This window comes from Rhizobium sp. NLR10b (assembly GCF_019685435.1).
Lineage (GTDB): Bacteria > Pseudomonadota > Alphaproteobacteria > Rhizobiales > Rhizobiaceae > Rhizobium.
Map to the genome: position 1 here is coordinate 120549 of NZ_JABDWV010000002.1, position 19665 is coordinate 140213.

The 19665-nt window shown below is 61.6% G+C and carries 14 protein-coding genes; 11 read left to right on the top strand and 3 right to left on the bottom strand.

The window, feature by feature from the left end; all coding sequences use genetic code 11:
* Positions 1-350 precede the first annotated feature (350 nt).
* The 8 genes from HJB91_RS03025 (at position 351) to HJB91_RS03060 (ending at position 13210) form a co-directional block, all read left to right on the top strand.
* Positions 351-2294: a PrkA family serine protein kinase gene (locus HJB91_RS03025; RefSeq protein ID WP_221153427.1), complete on the top strand. Its 1944-nt coding sequence runs from the start codon at positions 351-353 to the stop codon at positions 2292-2294.
* Positions 2295-2306: 12 nt separating this feature from the next.
* The gene (locus tag HJB91_RS03030; RefSeq protein WP_210630641.1) at positions 2307-3581 is read left to right on the top strand and encodes a YeaH/YhbH family protein; all 1275 of its coding nucleotides are present in this window, start codon (positions 2307-2309) and stop codon (positions 3579-3581) included.
* The gene (locus tag HJB91_RS03035; RefSeq protein ID WP_210630642.1) at positions 3578-5128 is read left to right on the top strand and encodes a SpoVR family protein; all 1551 of its coding nucleotides are present in this window, start codon (positions 3578-3580) and stop codon (positions 5126-5128) included. The genes HJB91_RS03030 and HJB91_RS03035 overlap by 4 nt, the downstream gene beginning before the upstream one ends.
* A gap of 208 nt (positions 5129-5336) precedes the next feature.
* A complete protein-coding gene (locus HJB91_RS03040; protein ID WP_221153428.1) occupies positions 5337-6272 on the top strand; it encodes an adenylate/guanylate cyclase domain-containing protein in 936 nt (311 codons plus the stop codon).
* Positions 6273-6561: 289 nt separating this feature from the next.
* Positions 6562-7770, top strand: a complete 1209-nt coding sequence (locus HJB91_RS03045) for an efflux RND transporter periplasmic adaptor subunit (RefSeq protein WP_221122667.1) — start codon at positions 6562-6564, stop codon at positions 7768-7770.
* Positions 7767-10922, top strand: coding sequence for an efflux RND transporter permease subunit (locus HJB91_RS03050; RefSeq protein ID WP_221153429.1), 3156 nt, complete (start codon positions 7767-7769; stop codon positions 10920-10922). The genes HJB91_RS03045 and HJB91_RS03050 overlap by 4 nt, the downstream gene beginning before the upstream one ends.
* A gap of 265 nt (positions 10923-11187) precedes the next feature.
* The gene (locus tag HJB91_RS03055) at positions 11188-12186 is read left to right on the top strand and encodes a flagellin (RefSeq protein ID WP_210630646.1); all 999 of its coding nucleotides are present in this window, start codon (positions 11188-11190) and stop codon (positions 12184-12186) included.
* 358 nt (positions 12187-12544) lie between these two features.
* Complete coding sequence (locus HJB91_RS03060; RefSeq protein ID WP_064694663.1) at positions 12545-13210, top strand: OmpA family protein; 666 nt, start codon at positions 12545-12547, stop codon at positions 13208-13210.
* A gap of 66 nt (positions 13211-13276) precedes the next feature.
* Here the strand turns inward: HJB91_RS03060 and HJB91_RS03065 are convergent, their stop codons facing one another.
* Positions 13277-13684 (bottom strand): DUF2000 family protein, encoded by a 408-nt coding sequence (locus HJB91_RS03065; RefSeq protein ID WP_210630647.1) that lies wholly within the window; start codon positions 13682-13684, stop codon positions 13277-13279.
* 32 nt (positions 13685-13716) lie between these two features.
* Here HJB91_RS03065 and HJB91_RS03070 point away from each other — a divergent pair, with 32 nt between their 5' ends.
* Positions 13717-14631 (top strand): AraC family transcriptional regulator, encoded by a 915-nt coding sequence (locus tag HJB91_RS03070; RefSeq protein WP_210630648.1) that lies wholly within the window; start codon positions 13717-13719, stop codon positions 14629-14631.
* On the opposite strand, the gene HJB91_RS03075 is transcribed toward HJB91_RS03070, so the two are convergent.
* On the bottom strand, positions 14591-15685 hold the full coding sequence (locus HJB91_RS03075; protein ID WP_221153430.1) for an AbrB family transcriptional regulator: 1095 nt from the start codon (positions 15683-15685) through the stop codon (positions 14591-14593). The two genes, HJB91_RS03070 and HJB91_RS03075, sit on opposite strands and share 41 nt — an antisense overlap.
* 213 nt (positions 15686-15898) lie before the next feature.
* The gene (locus HJB91_RS03080; protein ID WP_210630650.1) at positions 15899-16801 is read right to left on the bottom strand and encodes a LysR family transcriptional regulator; all 903 of its coding nucleotides are present in this window, start codon (positions 16799-16801) and stop codon (positions 15899-15901) included.
* Positions 16802-16893: 92 nt separating this feature from the next.
* Between HJB91_RS03080 and HJB91_RS03085 the strand changes: the two genes are divergently transcribed.
* Both HJB91_RS03085 and HJB91_RS03090 read left to right on the top strand, forming a co-directional pair.
* A complete protein-coding gene (locus HJB91_RS03085; protein ID WP_221145515.1) occupies positions 16894-17928 on the top strand; it encodes an aldo/keto reductase in 1035 nt (344 codons plus the stop codon).
* 258 nt (positions 17929-18186) lie between these two features.
* On the top strand, positions 18187-19599 hold the full coding sequence (locus HJB91_RS03090) for an FAD-binding oxidoreductase (protein ID WP_221153431.1): 1413 nt from the start codon (positions 18187-18189) through the stop codon (positions 19597-19599).
* The last annotated feature ends 66 nt before the right edge of the window (positions 19600-19665 follow it).

Consider the following 19665-nt stretch of genomic DNA (forward strand, 5'->3'; position numbering starts at 1 on the left):
TTTCATTCTGCGGGCGGCGAACTCGCTGCCCGCTGTCGGAGCCGACTGGCTCTCACCGGCGGGCAATCGCCGATTATTTACGGCTCGAATCACGGGCGCTATTGCATACCTTTTTTACTTCCATGTCACGTCGCTAAATGTGCTGATATCGCGACAAGCCTTTTCTCAACTACAATAAGAAACAGTTTCGTGGAGTAAAAAAATACCGGTGCATGCACGATTTTGTGCATTGCCACAAACGGCCGGTCAGCGTGGAATATACCTACGAAACTATTGATTCTTAGGAACGCCGTGGCCATCTCGATGGTTATACGGCTTAGAGCCTGCGGCATTACCTTAATGGAGGTCCCATGCTGAGTGAATCCGTATTCGATGCGTTCACACGCAGTTATGAAGCGCGCCGCGAAAGCGACATGTCGGTGTCGGAATATCTCGATCTCTGCAAAACCGACCCGATCGCCTATGCCAACGCGACCGAGCGTCTGCTCGCTGCCATAGGCGAACCACAGATGGTGGACACCGCCAAGGACGCGCGCCTCGGCAGGATCTTCATGAACAGGACCATCCGGGTTTATCCGGCCTTTGCCGGCTTTCACGGCATGGAAGAGACAATCGAACGCATCGTCTCCTTTTTTCGGCATGCGGCGCAGGGGCTCGAGGAGCGCAAGCAGATTCTTTATCTGCTCGGTCCGGTCGGCGGCGGCAAGTCGTCGCTGGCGGAGCGGCTGAAGCAGTTGATGGAGGTGTATCCGATCTACGTGCTGAAGGCCGGTGACGAGATCAGCCCTGTGTTCGAAAGCCCGCTCAATCTCTTCGATCCCGAGACGATGGGCTCGCTCCTGCAGGAGCAGTACGGGATCCCGCAGCGGCGCCTGAACGGATTGATGAGCCCGTGGTGCCTGAAGCGGCTCGACGATTTCGGCGGCGATGTCTCCCGATTCCGCGTCGTCAGGATACAACCCTCGCGATTGCGCCAGATCGCGATTGCCAAGACCGAGCCTGGAGACGAGAACAACCAGGACATCTCCTCTTTGGTCGGCAAGGTGGATATCCGCAAACTGGAAACCTATTCTCAGAACGATCCGGACGCCTACAGCTATTCGGGCGGACTGAACCGTGCCAATCAGGGCGTGCTCGAATTCGTCGAGATGTTCAAGGCGCCGATCAAGATGCTGCACCCGCTGCTGACGGCAACGCAGGAGGGCAATTATATCGGCTCCGAGAATATCGGCGCCATACCTTTCTCCGGCATCGTCCTTGCGCATTCGAACGAGGCGGAATGGCAGACCTTCAAGGCCAACAAGAACAATGAGGCCTTCATCGACCGCATCTGCGTGATCAAAGTGCCCTATTGTCTCAGGGTGACAGAGGAACAGAAGATCTACGAAAAGCTGATCGAGGGATCGGAACTGGTGGATGCACCATGCGCCCCGGCAACGCTCGAAATGCTGGCGCGGTTCTCCGTCCTTTCGCGCCTGCGCAAGCACGAGAATTCGACCTTCTTCTCGAAGATGCGCACCTATGACGGGGAGAGCCTGAAGGAAAGCGATCCACGCGCCCGCAGCGTCCAGGAATACCGGGATGCTGCCGGGATCGACGAAGGCATGGACGGGATATCGACCCGTTTCGCCTTCAAAGTGCTCGCCTCCACCTTCAATCACGACACCACGGATATCGGCGCCGATCCCGTCCATCTGATGTATGTGCTGGAACAGGCGATCCGTCGCGAGCAGTTTCCCGACGATGTCGAGAAGCGTTATCTGGAATTCATCAAGGCCGATCTTGCGCCACGCTACGCAGAGTTCATTGGCAACGAGATTCAGAAGGCTTATCTTGAATCCTATGCGGACTACGGACAGAATCTGTTCGACCGCTATGTAGATTATGCCGATGCCTGGATCGAAGATGTGGACTTCAAGGATCCCGATACCGGTCAGCTTCTCGACCGCGAGCTCCTCAACCAGGAGCTAACGAAGATCGAAAAGCCGGCGGGGATCGCCAATCCAAAGGACTTCCGCAACGAAATTGTCAAGTTCTCTCTGAGATCGCGGGCAGCCAACGGCGGAAAAAATCCGTCATGGACGAGCTACGAGAAAATCCGGGAAGTCATCGAGAAGCGTATGTTCTCGCAGGTCGAAGATCTCTTGCCGGTCATTTCCTTCGGATCGAAGAAGGATTCGGAAACAGAAAAGAAGCATAGCGAATTCGTCTCGCGCATGGCCGCGCGAGGTTACACGGAACGGCAGGTTCGGCGCCTCGTCGAATGGTACATGCGCGTCAAACAGGCAAGTTAATGCGGAGCCATTATGCACATTGTCGACCGGCGGCTAAATCCGCGCGGTAAAAGTCTGGAAAATCGTCAGCGGTTCCTTCGACGCATGAAGGGAGCCGTGCAGCAGGCGGTGAAACGTTCGCTGCAAAATCGAAACATTCGAGACGTGCTCGACGGTGGGGAGATCAGCCTGCCGATCGATGGAATGGCCGAACCAAGCTTTCGACGGGGCGAAGGCGGCATCGCCGATCACATCCTGCCCGGGAACCGGGCTTTCGTCGAAGGGGACATCATTCCGCGGCCGCCGGGTGGAAAGGGCGGAAAACCAAAAGATGCAGGCGAAGGCGACGGTGAGGACGGCTTCCGCTTCGTGCTGACGCGGGAGGAATTCCTCGATGTGTTCCTCGATGATCTTGAATTGCCAGACCTTGCCAAGCGGCGTCTAGCCGAAACGGAGGAAGAAACTCCGTTTCGGGCCGGTTATTCCGTATCGGGATCCCCCGCCAACATTGCCGTCGGTCGCACCACGAAGCTGGCGATGATGCGCCGCGTTGCGCTTGGCCGCCCGCGCCGCGAAGAAATCGAAGCCCTGCAGCGGCAGATCGAGGAATGCGAGGACGACGAGACCCGCGTGACGCTTGAGGCAAAACTCAAATCCCTGACGGAAAAAAGCCGGCGCATTCCCTATATCGATCCGCTCGACGTGCGTTATCGCCGCTTCGAAAACGAGCCGAAGCCTGTCGCCAAAGCGGTGATGTTCTGCCTGATGGACGTCTCGGGCTCCATGTCGGAGCACATGAAGGACCTTGCCAAGCGGTTCTACCTGCTGCTCTACCTTTTCCTGTCGAAACGCTACAAGAAAGTGGAAATCGTCTTCATCCGCCATACTGACAGGGCAGAGGAGGTCGACGAAGAAACCTTCTTCTACGGTCCTGCGACGGGCGGCACGCTGGTGTCGAGCGCGCTTGCCGCTATGCGGGCGATCATCGCGGCGCGTTTCGATCCGGCGGAGTGGAATATCTATGGCGCCCAAGCCTCGGACGGCGACAACGCCCATTCGGACGGAAATCTGACCGGGCAGCTGCTGCGCGAGATTTTGCCGCTGTGCCAGTATTTCGCCTATATCGAAGTCGGCGAGGAAGGCGGCGATTCTTCAGTGTCGCGGTCGCCCCTCTGGATGCTCTATGACGGGATCCGTTCCGAACCGCTGCCGCTTTCGATGCGCAAGGTCTGCCGGCGAAGCGAAATATTCCCTGTTTTCCACGATCTCTTCCAGAAACGTGAGGCACAGTCGAAGGTGACGCCATGACCATGACGGTGAGGCCAAGAGAGCGGCTCTTATTCGAGGGAGCCGACTGGGACTTTGCAACGCTGCAGCGCATCCATGATGCGTGCGAGGAGATCGCGCTCGGCGAGCTCGGTCTCGATGTCTATCCGAACCAGATCGAAGTCATCACCTCGGAGCAGATGCTGGATGCCTATTCCTCGACCGGCATGCCGCTGTTTTACCGCCATTGGTCCTTCGGAAAACACTTTGCGCATCATGAAACCTTCTACCGCCGCGGGATGCGCGACCTTGCCTATGAGATCGTCATCAACAGTTCTCCCTGCATCTCATATCTGATGGAGGAAAACACGGCGACGATGCAGACGCTCGTCATCGCCCATGCGGCCTTCGGCCATAATCACTTCTTCAAGAACAATTATCTCTTCAAGCTCTGGACCGATGCCGAGGGAATTCTCGATTACCTTGATTTCGCCAAGGGTTATATCACCCGCTGCGAAGAGCGTTACGGCGAGACGGCCGTCGAAAGAACGCTCGATGCGGCGCATGCGCTGATGTCGCATGGGGTGCATCGATATGCCGGCAAGACCACAATCGACCTTCGCCAGGAGGAGAAGCGGCAGCAGGAGCGTCGCGCCCACGAAGAGCAGATGTTCAACGACCTGTGGCGCACGGTTCCCGTCGGCAAGGCGAAGAAGGCGGGTGACATCGGCTTGGAGAAGCGCCGTGCCGCGCTCGGTCTCCCGCAGGATAACATCCTCTATTTTCTTGAGAAATCCGCGCCCCGGCTGCAGCCGTGGCAGCGCGAGATCCTTCGCATCGTCCGCCACGTCGCGCAATATTTCCACCCCCAGCGGCAGACTAAGGTGATGAATGAGGGAACCGCCACCTTTGTCCATTACCAGATCATGAACCGGCTTCACGAGCGGGGGCAGATCAGCGACGGGAACTTCCTCGAATTCCTGAAGTCCCACGCCAATGTCGTCTTCCAGCCAAACTACGACGATCGGCGGTTCTCGGGCTTCAATCCCTATGCGCTTGGTTTTGCGATGATGCAGGACATCGAGAGGGTCGTCACGAAGCCGACGGAAGAGGACCGGGCATGGTTTCCCGATATTGCGGGACGAGGCGACGCGATGGGGGTCCTGCGCGACGTTTGGGCAAATTATCGGGACGAAAGTTTCATCAGTCAGTTCCTGAGCCCGAACCTGATCCGGCGGTTGCGGCTGTTCCATCTCTACGACGACCCGGAACAGACCGAAGGTGTGCTGGTCTCGGCAATTCACAATGAGCGTGGCTATCTGCGCATCCGCCGCCAGCTCTCCCGCGAATACGATATCGGCTGGACCGATCCGGCAATCGATATCGTCGATGTCGATCTCGCCGGCGACCGGCGACTGCTGCTGCAGCATATCGTCATGAACGGCTGCTATCTGCAGGAAGGTGACACGAAGCTCGTTCTTCAACATCTCGCCGATCTCTGGGGCTACGATGTGTTGCTTCAGGAAATCGACGGTTCGAGCACCGTGGCGAAAGAACATACGGCGAGCCCGCGCAAGATCGTTCAATGATCTGGGTTTCTTGCGGCGCGCCGGGCTAACGCGCGTCGTGCGCGTCCATCCATTCGTCCGCATCCGGCGGCGATCTGCAATTATCGATGGCAACAAACACAAAGGCTGCGTAATTTACCGCCGCTGCAATCGTTCATATTGGTCTCCACTCAACCCAATTCCACCTTGCAGCGACCTTTCGGGGCCGATAGCGCAAAGGCGAGTGACCATGAGCGAAACCCGGCGGAAGCTGACGACGATCTTCTGTGCTGACGTGCAGGACTATACGCGGCTGATGGGAGCCGACGAGGAGGGGACGCTCGCGACGCTGAAGCGCTGCCGCGAGGCGATGGCACACCTCATCGAAAGCCATGGCGGCCGTGTCGTCAACACCTGGGGCGACGGGTTGATCGCCGAGTTTCCGAGCGTGGTCGAGGCGGTGCGCGCCGCCGTCGATACGCAGAACGAACTTGCCGGCTTCAATGCCCGCCGCCCAAGCGACGGGCGCATGCTCTTCCGCATCGGCATCAATCTCGGCGACGTGATCGTCGAGGGCGATGACATCTATGGCGACGGTGTCAATATCGCCGCGCGGCTGCAGGCCTCGGCCGCCCCCGGCGGCATCGTGATATCGAGCACCGTCTACGACCAGGTGCGCAACAAGGTGGCGGTCGGTTTCGAGTTTCTCGGGCCGCTGATGGTGAAGAACGTCGAAGAGGGCGTGCCGAGCTATGCGGTGAGAATCGGCGACGGAAGCGACGAGGCCCCGCCTGCCGAACGACCCGTCGCCGCCCGGCCGCAGCCAGCGGCCGCCGCCCGGCCGCAGCCAGCGGCCGCCGTCATGACGGAGGCAAGGCCGGCGCCTGGCGGACGGAAGCTGTTTGCCGTGCTCGGCGTCATCGCCGTGATGCTGATCGCCATCAATCTCCTGTCGTGGGAGGGCGTTTTCTGGGCGCGGTTTCCCGTGCTGGCGCTTGCCGTGGTGGCGGCGCTTGCCTGGAATCGCGGCCAGACCTGGTTCGATCGCAAGTTTGCCACGCTCGCGATCGTCGCGCTCGGCATCATCGGCATCAACCTCTTCACCTGGAGCGGGACCTTCTGGGCGGTGTGGCCGATACTGGGGATCGCAGCGACGATCGGCCTGCGGTGGTCGATGCGCCGATAGACATTGCTCTTCACTGGTTTTGCTGGATATCCCGTACCGACAGAGCCGGCGAGAAGACGTTTGCGAGCTTCGTTCAAGCAAAAGTGAGCGGCCGGATTATTTCCAATCTTTGCTGATATTACAAATCGGTAATGCCGGGTGCTTATGCTTGCCGTTAAGCTGCAAAAGCGCGATATTGTCGCACCAGCCGGGAATCTCGATCCTTGGGGATTAGATCTCCGGGATGCCGATCGCGCAGCGCCTCTTTCGACCGACCCTGGTCCAACCTCGAGTCCCTCCGGAGACGTGAATGGCCTTTTGGAAGCAGTTTGTACTTTCGCTCATCGTCATCATTGCCGGTTTTGCCGCGTGGGTTTTCCTTGCGCCCGGCGCCGGCGACAAGATGCGCGATGCAGGCATTCCGGATAGCCTCGTTTCCATGATCGCGCCTAAAGCTCCTGAAACAGCTGATGCCGGTGCTTCCGGCGGGGGGCAGGGGCAACGGGGCCAAGGGCCGGGACAGGGACAGAACCACCGCAGCGGCGGCGGGCGCAACAGCGCCATTCTCGTCGCGACGCAGGCCGTCGTTCAAGGCGTCGTCAACGACCGGCTGAACGCCATCGGCACGGGGGATGCGATCCGCTCGGTCGCGGTGACGCCGCAGGCCACGGGCACGATCCGCGAAATACTCATCAAGTCGGGCGACAGGGTGAAGGCGGGGCAGGTTCTCGCCAAGCTGGACAGCGAGGAGCAGGTGATCGCCCGTGGCCAGGCGGATGTGGCGGTGAAAGCCGCCGTCGAGAAGTCCAATCTCTACCACAACATCAAATCCAGCGTGTCGCGCATGGACGTCTTCGATTCCGAGATCGCCGAGCAGGGCGCGCGGCTGCAGCTGCAGGCCGCCGAGCTCAATCTCGCCCGGCGCAACATCACGGCGCCGATTGACGGCATCGTCGGCATCGTGCCGGTCAATATCGGCGATAATGTCACGACATCAACGCCGATCGTCACATTGGACGACCGATCGGAAATCCTCGTCGACTTTTGGGTGCCGGAGCGTTTTTCCAATACGGTTGCAGTCGGCCAGCCGGTGGAGGCGATGTCGGTGGCAAAGCCTGGGCAGGTGTTTTCGGGCGTGATAGAGGCGATCGACAACCGTATCGACGCGGCAAGCCGCACGCTGCGCCTGCGCGCCCGGATCGACAACTCTTCCGACGAGCTGCGCGCCGGCATGTCCTTCAGCGTCAGCATGAAATTTCCCGGCGACAAATACCCGGCGGTCGATCCGCAATCCGTGCAGTGGGATTCGCAAGGATCTTTCGTGTGGCAGGTGACGGACGACAAGTCGCACAAGGTGCGGGTGAGAATCGTGCAGCGCAATCCCGACTTCATTCTCGTCAAGGCCGATCTCAAGGACGGCGATAAGATCGTGACGCAGGGCCTGCAGCGCGTGCGTGAGGGCGGCGCGGTCCGTGTTTCCGCCGATATCGCCGCGAGCGGGGAGGTCGCGACCCAATGAGCGTGACCGAGATGCCTCAGGACCGAGCGTCGGGCAAGCAGAGCTTCACCGCGCTTTTCGTTCGCCGGCCGATCCTGGCGCTGGTGTTCAACACGCTAATGGTCGTCGCCGGCCTTGCAGCCTATGTCGGCGTCGAAGTGCGAGAGCTGCCGGATGTCGACCGTCCCGTTGTCACGGTACGCACCACCTTCGACGGCGCTTCGCCGCAGACGATTGACCAGGAACTGACCAAGGTGATCGAAGGCGCCGCCGCCCGCGTCAGCGGCCTGAAATCGATCTCGTCTACTTCTTCGTTCGGCCAGAGCCGGGTAACGCTCGAATTCTCCGATGCGATCGATCTCGCGGTCGCCGCCAACGACGTGCGCGATGCAATCGGCCGCATCACCCAGAACCTGCCCGACGAGGCGGATGCGCCGCAGATCGTCAAGGCGGATTCAGATTCCTCGGCGATCATGCGCCTTGCCGTCACCTCGACCAAGCTCAACATGGACGACCTGACGCAACTGGTCGAGAACGAGGTGATCGATCGCCTCGCCTCCGTCGACGGCGTCGCCGATGTCGAGGAATATGGCGAACAGGAAAAGGTATTCCGCGTCGATGTCGATCAGGGAGCGCTTGCCAGCCGCGGGCTGACGATCGGCGACATGACGAAGGCGCTGGACAATGCCGCGCTCGACGTTCCCGCCGGCTCGCTGAAGAGCACGACGCAGGATATCGTCGTGCGCGCTACCGCCAACCTGCAGACGCCGGCGGATTTTTCCAATGTTATGCTGCAGGACCGCGTCCGGTTGGGCGACGTGGCGACCGTGACGCTCGGGCCCCGCGACGGCGATACGGCGCTGCGTTCAAACGGCAAGGCGGGCATCGGCCTTGGCATCATCCGCCAGGCGCAGTCGAATACGCTGAATATCTCGACCGGCATCAAGGCTGCCGTCGAGCAGCTGTCGAAGACGCTGCCTGAGGGAACGACGATCGCTATCACTAGCGACGACGCCGTCTTCATCCAGGGCGCAATCCATGAGGTGGTGCTGGCGCTGGTGCTCGCCGCCGTCATTGTCACCGCCGTCATCTATCTCTTCCTGCGCGACTGGCGGGCGACGCTGATCCCGGCCGTCAGCATGCCGGTGGCGCTGATCGGGACTCTGGCCGCGATCTACATGGTCGGATTCTCGATCAACATCCTGACGCTGCTCGCCATCGTGCTCGCCACCGGCCTCGTCGTCGACGACGCGATCGTGGTGCTCGAAAACATCGTGCGCCGGCGCGCCGAGGGCATGGGGCCGCGTGCGGCCGCCGTGCTCGGCACGCGCGAGGTATTCTTCGCCGTTATCGCCACGACGGCGACGCTCGCGGCCGTCTTCATCCCGCTCTCCTTCCTGCCAGGGCAGGTCGGCGGTCTCTTCCGCGAATTCGGCTTCGTGCTCGCCTTCTCGGTCGGACTGTCGTCGATCGTGGCGCTGACATTGTGCCCGATGCTTGCCTCGCGCATGTTGACGAAGCCGATGATTGAAGATCACGGCGCCCTCGGCCGTTTCGGCGGCGCGCTCGCCCGTTGCTATAAATGGGCGCTGCACGGATGCCTCAATGCGCCCTTCGTCGTTATCCTGGTCTCGATGATTTTTGCCGGCGCGGCACTCATCGCCTTCTCGACGGTCAAGAGTGAACTGACCCCGGAAGAGGACCGGTCGCTGGTGATTATGCGGCTGACGACGCCGCAGGGATCGAGCCTGGAGTATACCCGAGACAAGATGCAGCTCGTCGAGGAATATCTGCAGCCGCTGGTCGACAGCGGTGACATCCGCAATGTCTTCTCGATCTCCGGTCAGGGCGGCTCGCTGAACAGCGGCTTCATGGTGCTGACGCTTGCCCCTTGGGGAGAGCGGCAGAGGACGCAGGCGGAGATCGTCGGCGACATCAACCAGGCGGCGGCGAAGGTGCCGGCGCTGCGCGGCAACGCCATTTCCTCCAACAGCCTGCGCATCCGCGGCGCCGGCAGCGGCGTGCAAATGGCGCTTGTTGGTAACGATCACGAGGCGCTGACGGCGGCGGCCGCCAAGCTGGTGCAGGCGCTCGATGCCACCGGCCAATACGATACGCCGCGGCTGACCAACGAGCCCAGCCAGGCGCAGGTATCGGTGGCGATCGACCGCGAGCGCGCGTCCGATCTCGGCATCGACATATCAGGGCTTTCGACGGCGATCCAGTCGCTGCTCGAAGGGCGCTCGGTGGTCGACGTCTTCGTCGACGGCGAATCCTATCCCGTGCTTTTGACTTCGACGACGCGGCCGATCGATGATCCCACGGATCTCGAAAACGTGTTCCTGAAAACCAGCGACGGCAAGATCGTGCCGATGTCCGTCATTGCCACGATGAAGGAAGGTTCGGTCGCGCCGCAGCTGAACCGCGAGCAGCAGCTCGCCTCGGTCGCGATCACCGCCGGCCTCAGGAACGGCATGTCGCTCGGCGATGCAGTCAGACAGGTGACGGAACTTGCGGAACCCCTGCTGCCGCCCGGCGCGCGTCTACTGCCGCTTGCGGAAGCCGCGACGCTGGAAGAGAATTCGAGCGGCATGGCGCTGACCTTCGGCTTTGCCATCGTCATCATCTTCCTGGTTCTCGCCGCCCAGTTCGAAAGCGTGCTCTCCTCGGTGATCATCATGTCGACCGTGCCGCTCGGCCTTGCCTGCGCCGTCTTCGCTTTGATCATCACCGGCTCCAGCCTGAATATCTACAGCCAGATCGGCCTGGTGCTGCTCGTCGGCGTGATGGCGAAGAACGGCATCCTGATCGTCGAATTCGCCAATCAGCTGCGCGACAGGGGCGAGGACGTGCGCTCCTCGATCGAAAAGGCCTGCGCGCTGCGCCTTCGCCCGGTGATGATGACGATGATCGCCACCATTCTCGGCGGCGTGCCGCTGGTCTTTGCCCATGGCGCGGGTGCGGAAGCGCGCGTGGCGCTCGGCTGGGTGATCGTCGGCGGCCTCGGTTTCGCCACGTTGGTGACGCTGTTCATCACACCGGTCGCCTATCTCCTGCTTGCCCGCTTCGCCAAACCGCATGCGCATGAGGAGGCGCGCCTGCACGAGGAGATGTCGGTCGCGACAAGGCCGCTTGCGGCACCCGGCGAGGAGCAGCTGCAGGCCGCCGAATAAGCCTTCCATCCGCATTGAACACGCCGCCGGATTGCCTTCGGCGGCGTTTCTTATGGTGTATGAAGTCTTGCGGAATAAGATAAATTTCCTTTGAAGATTAGCCGTTTTTTAAGCATAAGCGGCAATGATCGTGGCCAGGAACCGTGGCCTTCTTCGTTTCTTGAAGGCAATGCGCTGGAGACCCAGCGACCCCGGACATGAGTGTCTGCGTGGAAGGTTCATCCCTGTTCAGTTGCGTTCTGTTGTGTTTTTGGAGTCTAGTTCCGTGAGTATTTATCAGCGCGTTTCCGTTGATGCGGCGCTCTCTGTGCTGCGTGATATCAATCGCAGTATGACGGTCACGCAGAACCACATCACGACAGGCATGCGTGTCGCCAAAGCGGCCGACAACGCCGTCTACTGGTCGATCGCCACCACCGCACGCACCGACAACAAGGCCGTTTCGGCGATCCAGGACGCGCTCGGTATGGCGGCTGCGACGATGGGCACGGCCTATACCGGTGTGCAGAATGTCATCGACGTCGTCTCCGAGATCAAGGCCAAGCTTGTCGCCGCCACCGAGAACGGGGTCGACAAGAACAAGATCAACGAAGAACTCAAACAGTTGCAGGAGCAGCTGCGCAGCGTTTCGGAATCGGCAACCTTCAACAGCGATAACTGGGTGATCCTCAATAATGATGCGACGCCCACGCAGCCGCGCCAGATTCCGGCGTCCTTCATTCGCAATGCCGACGGCACGGTCTCTGTGGGCATGCTGAGCTACCATATCGACAATACGCCTGTCGGGGCCACAACCTCAAAGGATGCGCGCTACCTGATCGACGACCGGGCCACCGGTTCGGGCGAATACGGCGTGCTGACCTCGGCCTATTTCGCCACCGAGCTCGGGACCGCGCAGAACTACGTGCTGATAACCAGCAAAAACGGGACCACAGCAGGGCAGGTCGTCATTTCGCTATCGGCAAACACGACGAAAGGGCAGGTCGACGAAATGATCAGCGTCGTCGATGCCGCGCTGACGCAGCTGACGACGGTCGGATCTGCCTTCGGCGCGCTGGAAAAACGCATTGAGCTGCAGAACGACTTCGCCACGCAGCTGCACGACAACGTCACCGCCGGAATCGGCCGGCTCGTCGATGCCGATATGGAGGAGGAGTCGAGCAGGCTCAGGGCGCTGCAGACGCAGCAGCAGCTCGGTCTGCAATCGCTGAACATCGCTAATGCGACCTACGATACGGTCAGGCAGCTGTTCCAGAATTTCTAAAGGTTGATCATCCAGCTAACCGCTCTCGTGGTTCGAGGCGGCCCCTTGGGCCTCCGCACCATGAGGGCTAATTGTTGTGCTCTTCACTGCGTCTTGCGTTGGCAAGCCGCGACTCCGACCTCATCCTGAGGTGCCTCACAGGGGCCTCGAAGGGCGGGGCCGGCCACTGGCGTTCCGCGCGATATCAGATGCAGCCTAGCGCCCCACCTATTGATAAAAACTGGTGATATCAGCGCATTGCTGCAACATGGCTGCTGTTTCGGCGCCTGAAATTCCCCTATCAAGGGAACATCTTCATTTTCTTGCCGTAATCCTTGCCATTTGCTCGCATCAGTTTTGAACGGAGACCGTCCTGTCCATGATCAAGAAATTCATACTTCTGGCTGTCGCAGCAAGCTATCTCAGCGCCTGCACGACGACCGATCCCTATACTGGTGAGCAGAAAGTTTCCAATACCGCGGGCGGTGCTGCGCTCGGCGCGCTCGGTGGCGCTCTCGTCGGTGTGGCCGTCGGCGGCGGCGGACATGGCAAGCGCAACGCAGCGCTGATCGGCGCCGGTATCGGCGCGCTGGCCGGCGGCGCGATCGGCAACTACATGGACCAGCAGGAAGCCGAGCTTCGCGCCCAGCTCGAAGGTACCGGCATCTCCGTCACCCGCCAGGGCGACAACATCATCCTCAACATGCCCTCGAACATCACTTTCGACGTCGACCAGGATGCCGTGAAACCGGGCTTCTATCCGACGCTGAATTCGGTGGCGATCGTGCTGCGCAAGTTCAACCGCACGCTGATTGACGTCAACGGCCATACGGATTCGACCGGCAGCTTGCAGCATAACCAGGACCTGTCGCAGCGCCGCGCGCTTTCGGTTGCCGATTATCTCGGCGGCCAAGGTATCGACCAGCGCCGCGTCTCCGCCGTCGGTTTCGGCCCGTCCCAACCCGTCGCCTCCAACGCGAGCGAAGCTGGACGTGCCCAGAACCGCCGCGTCGAAATCCAGATCGCGCCGATCACGCAGGGCTGAGCAGGCGCTCTTTCAGACAACAGAGGCCGAGCTCGCGCTCGGCCTCTTTCGTTTCCGCTGATCGCATCAATGCTGCATCGTCGCGCCTTTGGTGATCTTGTCGACGATCTTCTTGTCGGCTCTGATCGCGATGCCGACGACATTGGCGTCGTCAGGGGCAAACTCGGCAAAGACGGCGCGGTTGGCGGCGTCGTGGCCGGTGGCAAACATCTCCTCGATGAAGATGGAGGAGGTTACCTCACGTTCCAGCGCGCGGCGGTGGATGGTCGATATCGTCGCTTCGTCGGCGGAAAGCACGATGATTGGCTGGATCGATAGCGGATTGTAGAGATTGCCGGCGCGGTCCTTGTAGGGCTCGCCGATGATCTCAGGATATTGTCCGACGATGCCTGTCGACAGGAAGGCTGTGACGTTCAGCTTCTGCCAGCCAGCAAGATTGTTTCGCAGGACGATCGCAATTTTGGTATCAAACATTCCAGTCTCTCTCATCAGGGTATCGAAACGCGTTGAGCCAGGATCTAACGCCGCAGGTCTTCGAGGGTCTTGAACGTTTGTGCGAGCCGCAGGTGGGCAGCGGCATGCTGGCCGTGCCCGCCGGCAGCGGCATCCTGACTGCGCCCGCCTTTCCCGGCATCGAGCGTATCGAGGCGCAGTTTTCCGGCAACGTCTTCGAGCCGCATCGGCACGATACCTATGCGCTTGGTGTCACGCTGCACGGCGTTCAGACTTTCACATATCGCGGCGAGCGGCGCTTCAGCCTGCCGGGGCAGGTGATCGTGCTGCATCCCGACGAGGAGCATGACGGCGGCGCGGCGACCGAGGCCGGGCTGCATTACCGCATGCTCTACCTGGAGCCTTCGCTGCTGATGGAATGCCTTGAGGTGGAGAAGGTCGGGCTTCCCTTCGTCGAGCAGCCCGTGACTGCCGATAGTGCGCTGGCGAAGGTGCTTCTGGGAGCGCTCGGCGCACTCGATCGGGAGCTGGACGAGCTTTTCGTCGACGATTTCGTCAGCCGCGTCGCCGGTGGCTTGTTACGGCATTCGCAGGTGCGCCGCCGGCCACTGGGCACGGTCGCCTGGCGGCAGGTGCGGGCAGCACGCGATTATCTGGAGGCACATGCGCTCAGGCCGGTGCGCTCGGACGAACTGGAGAAGATTACCGGCCTCGACCGCTTCACGCTGTCACGGCATTTCCGCACGGCCTTTGCCACCAGCCCGCACCGTTACTTGCTGATGCGGCGCCTGCAGCAGGCGAGGGCGCTGATGGGTGCCGGCGAGGGTTTTGCCGATGTGGCGGCCGCGACGGGTTTTGCCGACCAGGCGCATTTCAATCGCCATTTCAAGAAGGCGTACGGCGTCACTCCCGGCCAGTGGGTCAGTCTCAGACGGGATTTTCCGCAAGGCCGGAACGGCGCGCGATGAAGCGGGCGAGCGCCGGCCCGATCAGCAGAATGACCAAGAAACGGCCGGTCTGCATCGCCATCACGAAGGGCACGTCGACATCGCTTGATGCGGCGATAATGGCGACGGAATCGGCTCCGCCGGGGCTGGTGGCGAGATAGGCGGTCAGCGGATCGATGCCGGCGAAGACGTGCAGTGCCGCTGCCATGCAGCCGCAGAGCGCCATCAGCAGCACGATGCAGGCGGCGACCCGCGGCAGGGCGCGCGCCACGTGGCTGATGATCGAGCGGGTGAAACGCAGGCCGATGCTCCAGCCGACGAGCGCATAGGCCGTGGCGAGCAGCCACATCGGCAGCTCGATCTTCAGCAGGCCGATGCCTTGCAGGAAGGCGCCGAGAAAGAGCGGAACGATGATCATGCCGCCCTGGATGCGCAGGCGGCGTACGGCATAGGTGCAAATGCCGGCAAAGGCGAGCGTCGCCGCAAGGGCCGGCCAGTCGACTGCGGGAAAGAGGACGAGCGGCGGCGGCTCGCCACCGTCGGCCGCCACCCAGAGGCGCGAAATCCCCGAAGCGCCGACGGCGACGAAGACGACGCGCAGATACTGCATGAAGGCGACGAGGCGGGCATCGGCGCCATAGGCTTCCGACATGATGACCATGGCGGAGGCAGCGCCCGGCGACGAGCCCCAGACGGCCGTTGTGCCCGGCAGCACCTGCCAGCGCGTCAACAGCCAGCCGAGACCGGTGGCGATGGCGATCACCGAGAAGACGAACAGCAGGAAGAGCGGCGCTTCCTTCGCCATGGCGCCGAGAATATCAGGGGTGATGGTGCGCGCCATCATCAGACCGACGAGGACCTGACCGAACTGCAGCGGTTGAAGCGGCACGCGAAGCTTTCCCTTGCCGACGGTCAGCGCCAGCACGATGGCGGCAACCATCGGTCCGATCAGCAGCGAGGCGGGCAGGGCGAAGAGTTCGAGAAAGACGGTGAAGGCCGTGGAAAGCGTGAGCAGCAGCGCCCATTTCGGCAGGCCGGCATCCCGCATCAGGCGGCGTGCGTGGCTGAGTGGCATGAATCCCCGTATGTTTCCCGGCCGGTGCCAAGTCCTGAGGGCTGAAGATGGGAGGAAGCTCCGGCATGACGAAGAGAGGCCGGCTGAAGGGCCGGTCGGCGCGGCCTCGGTATAGGCGGCTGCCTCGAGTGCGGTCAATTACGAAATCTGGCTTCCGGCCGATCTGCCATGCGAACTTGACTCAAGCCGCCGCATCAAGTCCTTGTTATCTCATCAGAGACGCACATGTTCGACGAGGAAATCGAGCAGCGCGCGCACGCGCGCCGGCAGCGGCCCGCCCTGGCCCATATAGACGGCATAGAATTCCTCGATATCGCCGGGATTGGCCGCTTCCAGCACCGGCACCAGCCGGCCGGCTTCGATATCGGCGCGCACCGTGAACGCGGCCAGTCGTGCAAGGCCTGCGCCGGCAAGTGCCAGATGGCGCATGGCTTCGCCGTCGGCGACCTGCACGCCGGGCGTGATCGGCACCGACACGGTTTCGCTGTCCTCGCGCAGCGGCCAGCCCTCTACGGCGCGGGCGTAGGAAAATCCGATCCGGCAATGACGGCTGAGATCGGCGACGCTGCGCGGTTCGCCATGCCGCCTGAGATAATCGGGTGAAGCGACGATGAGCTTGCCGGTGGCGCCGAGCTTGCGGGCGATCAGGCTGGAGTTCTTCAAGGGGCCGGTGCGGATCGCAACATCGGCGCGTTCTTCCATCAGATCGACCACCTTATCGGTGTGGGCGATATCGAGCGTCACGACGGGATGAAGCGCCAGGAAGGCGGGCACGAGCGGGGCCAGCACATGATTGCCGAAGGAGCCGCTGGTGTTGATGCGGATGCGGCCCGAGGCCTGTTCGCCTGAGGAAGCCTGGCGTTCGGCCTCGGCGATATCGGCAAGAATGGCGATGCTGCGCTCATAGAAGGCGCAGCCCTCAGGCGTCAGTTGCAGCTTGCGGGTCGAGCGGTTAACGAGGCGGGCGCCGAGGCGCGCCTCCAGCCGGGCGACGAGCTTGCTCACGGCCGACGGCGTCATGCGCCGCGCGGTGGCGGCTGCTGAAAAGCCGCCGCGCTCGACAACGCTGACGAAGACTTCCATCTCGCCGGAGCGGTTGATGTCCTGACGGCTCATGATGAATTCAAGTCACAGATGATGTTCTATCAGGCAATCTATATCAATGGAGAGGCTGGGTCTATCTCAGAGGAAACAAAGGAGACAGATCGATGGAGTACAGAAAACTCGGGGCCTCCGGGCTCAGGGTGCCGGTTTTGAGCTTCGGCGCGGGTACGTTCGGCGGCAGCGGCCCACTGTTCGGCGCCTGGGGCAATACCGGTGCCGAAGAGGCCCGGCGGCTCGTCGACATCTGCCTCGAAGCCGGCGTCAATCTTTTCGACACGGCTGACGTCTATTCGGTCGGCGCTTCCGAGGAAGTGCTCGGCCAGGCGATCCGCGGCCGGCGGGACGCCGTGCTGATCTCGACCAAGACCGCGCTGCCGATGGGCGAGGGGCGGCAGGACTGGGGCACCTCGCGGGCACGGCTGATCCGGGCGACCGAGGATGCGCTGCGCCGGCTTGGCACCGACTATATCGACCTCTTGCAGCTTCACGCCTTCGATGCCTCGACGCCGATCGAGGAGGTGCTGTCGACGCTCGACGGCCTCGTCGCCGCAGGCAAGATCCGTTATGTCGGCGTCTCGAACTTTTCCGGCTGGGAGTTGATGAAGTCGCTGGCCGCGGCCGAGCGTCAAGGCTATCCGCGTTATATCGCCCATCAGGTCTATTATTCGTTGGCGGGCCGCGACTATGAATGGGAACTGATGCCGCTCGGCGCGGACCAGGGCGTCGGCGCTCTCGTCTGGAGCCCGCTCGCCTGGGGGCGGCTTACCGGCAAGATCCGCCGTGGCGAGCCGCTGCCGGCCGCAAGCCGCCTGCACGAGACGGCTCAATACGGCCCACCTGTCGATGATGAGAGGCTGTTCGACATCATCGCGGTGCTCGATTCGATCGCAGCGGAGACCGGCAAGACAGTACCGCAGATCGCGATAAACTGGCTGCTCGGCCGGCCGACAGTATCGAGCGTCATCATTGGCGCCCGGAACGAAGATCAGCTCAGGCAGAACCTTGCCGCGGCCGGCTGGAGCCTGTCGAAGAATCAGATTGAAAGACTCGACGAGGTCAGCGCGGTGACTGCACCTTATCCTTATTTCCCCTATCGACGGCAGCAGGGCTTTGCGCTCCTCAATCCACCGATCGTCTGAGGCGGCCGGGGCCTGTCCATAGCCCCTGGTCTCCAACAAAAGAGGAGTGAAATCTTTTCCCAATCTGAACTGGACAGCCGCGTTGACTTGCCCCATACCCAGCCTGCTGCATATCTCCTTAAACTCGGAATCGATGTGAGACGAATTACGCAGCAATTTTAAAGTTGTACAGCGTCCTTGTGCGTCTGAGCAGGCGCACGGCGCTGTAGTTTCCGGGACGCGGTCTCGTCTACGCGGAATGGCAGGGAGATCAAAGGGATGGCGCTGAAGGACGCAAGGGCTGGAACACGCAATGAGGCGGGGATATCCGCCGTCCTCGGTATTCTCAAACAGAGCTTCGGCGAGCGCTTCCAGACCGGCCAGTCCTTCCGTGAACAACACGCCCATACGACCACCTATATCCCGCCGCAACTGCCCGACGGCGTTCTGTTTGCCGAAAGCGCCGACGATGTGAAGATGGCGGTCAGGGCCTGTGCGGCGCACAAGGCTCCAGTGATCGGCTTCGGCTCCGGCTCCTCGCTGGAAGGTCAGGTCAATGCCGTCAGCGGCGGTATTTCAATCGATTTCAGCCGCATGAACCGGGTCCTTGAGGTCAATCCGGAGGATCTCGACTGCACGGTCGAACCCGGTATCACCCGCGAGGCCCTGAACATCCATCTGCGTGATACCGGCCTGTTCTTCCCGATCGATCCCGGAGCCAATGCCTCGATCGGCGGCATGGCGTCGACGCGGGCTTCCGGCACCAATGCCGTGCGCTACGGCACGATGAAGGACAATGTCCTTGCCGTTACGGCAGTCACCGCCAATGGTGAGGAGATCCGCACGGCGCGGCGTGCCCGCAAGTCGTCGGCCGGCTATGACCTGACGCGGCTCTTTGTCGGCGCCGAAGGCACGCTTGGCATATTGACCTCGGTGACGCTGCGCCTGCAGGCTATCCCGCAGAAGATAGCCGGCGGCGTCTGCGCCTTTCCGAGCATCAAGGCAGCTTGCGATGCCGTCATCATGACGATCCAGATGGGCATTCCGGTGGCGCGCATCGAGCTGCTCGATGCTGTGCAGATGCGGGCGTGCAACGCCTATTCCGGCCTGTCTTATGCCGAAAGCCCGACACTTTTCCTCGAATTCCACGGCACCGACGAGACCGTGCCGCTGCAATCGGCAGCCTTCGCTGAGATCGCGGCTGAATGCGGCGGGGGCGAGTTTTTTTGGACCGCCAATGCCGAGGAGCGGACAAAGCTCTGGAAGGCGCGTCATGACGCCTATTGGTCCGCGAGGGCGCTGGCGCCGGGGCTTGCCGCACTTTCGACCGATGTTTGTGTTCCGATATCGAGGCTTGCCGACTGCGTTTCCGAAACGCAGGCGGATATCGAGGAACATGGGCTGCTCGGCCCTATCGTCGGCCATGCCGGCGACGGGAACTTCCATGTGCTGCTGCTGTTCGACGACAAAAGCGCCGGAGACATCGCCAGGGCCGAGAGCTTCGTTGAGCGGCTCAACCGCCGGGCACTCGATATGGACGGAACATGCACCGGCGAGCACGGGATCGGACAAGGCAAGATGGCCTTTCTAGAGCAGGAGCTCGGAGGCTCGGTGGATCTGATGCGACAGGTGAAGCAGGCGCTCGATCCGGATGGTATCTTCAACCCCGGCAAGATTTTTCACCAAGGCTGAAAACGGAATATTCTCATGAACTTGGGCCTTGCCCATCCCATGAATAGCGCTAGTGTCGACAACAGA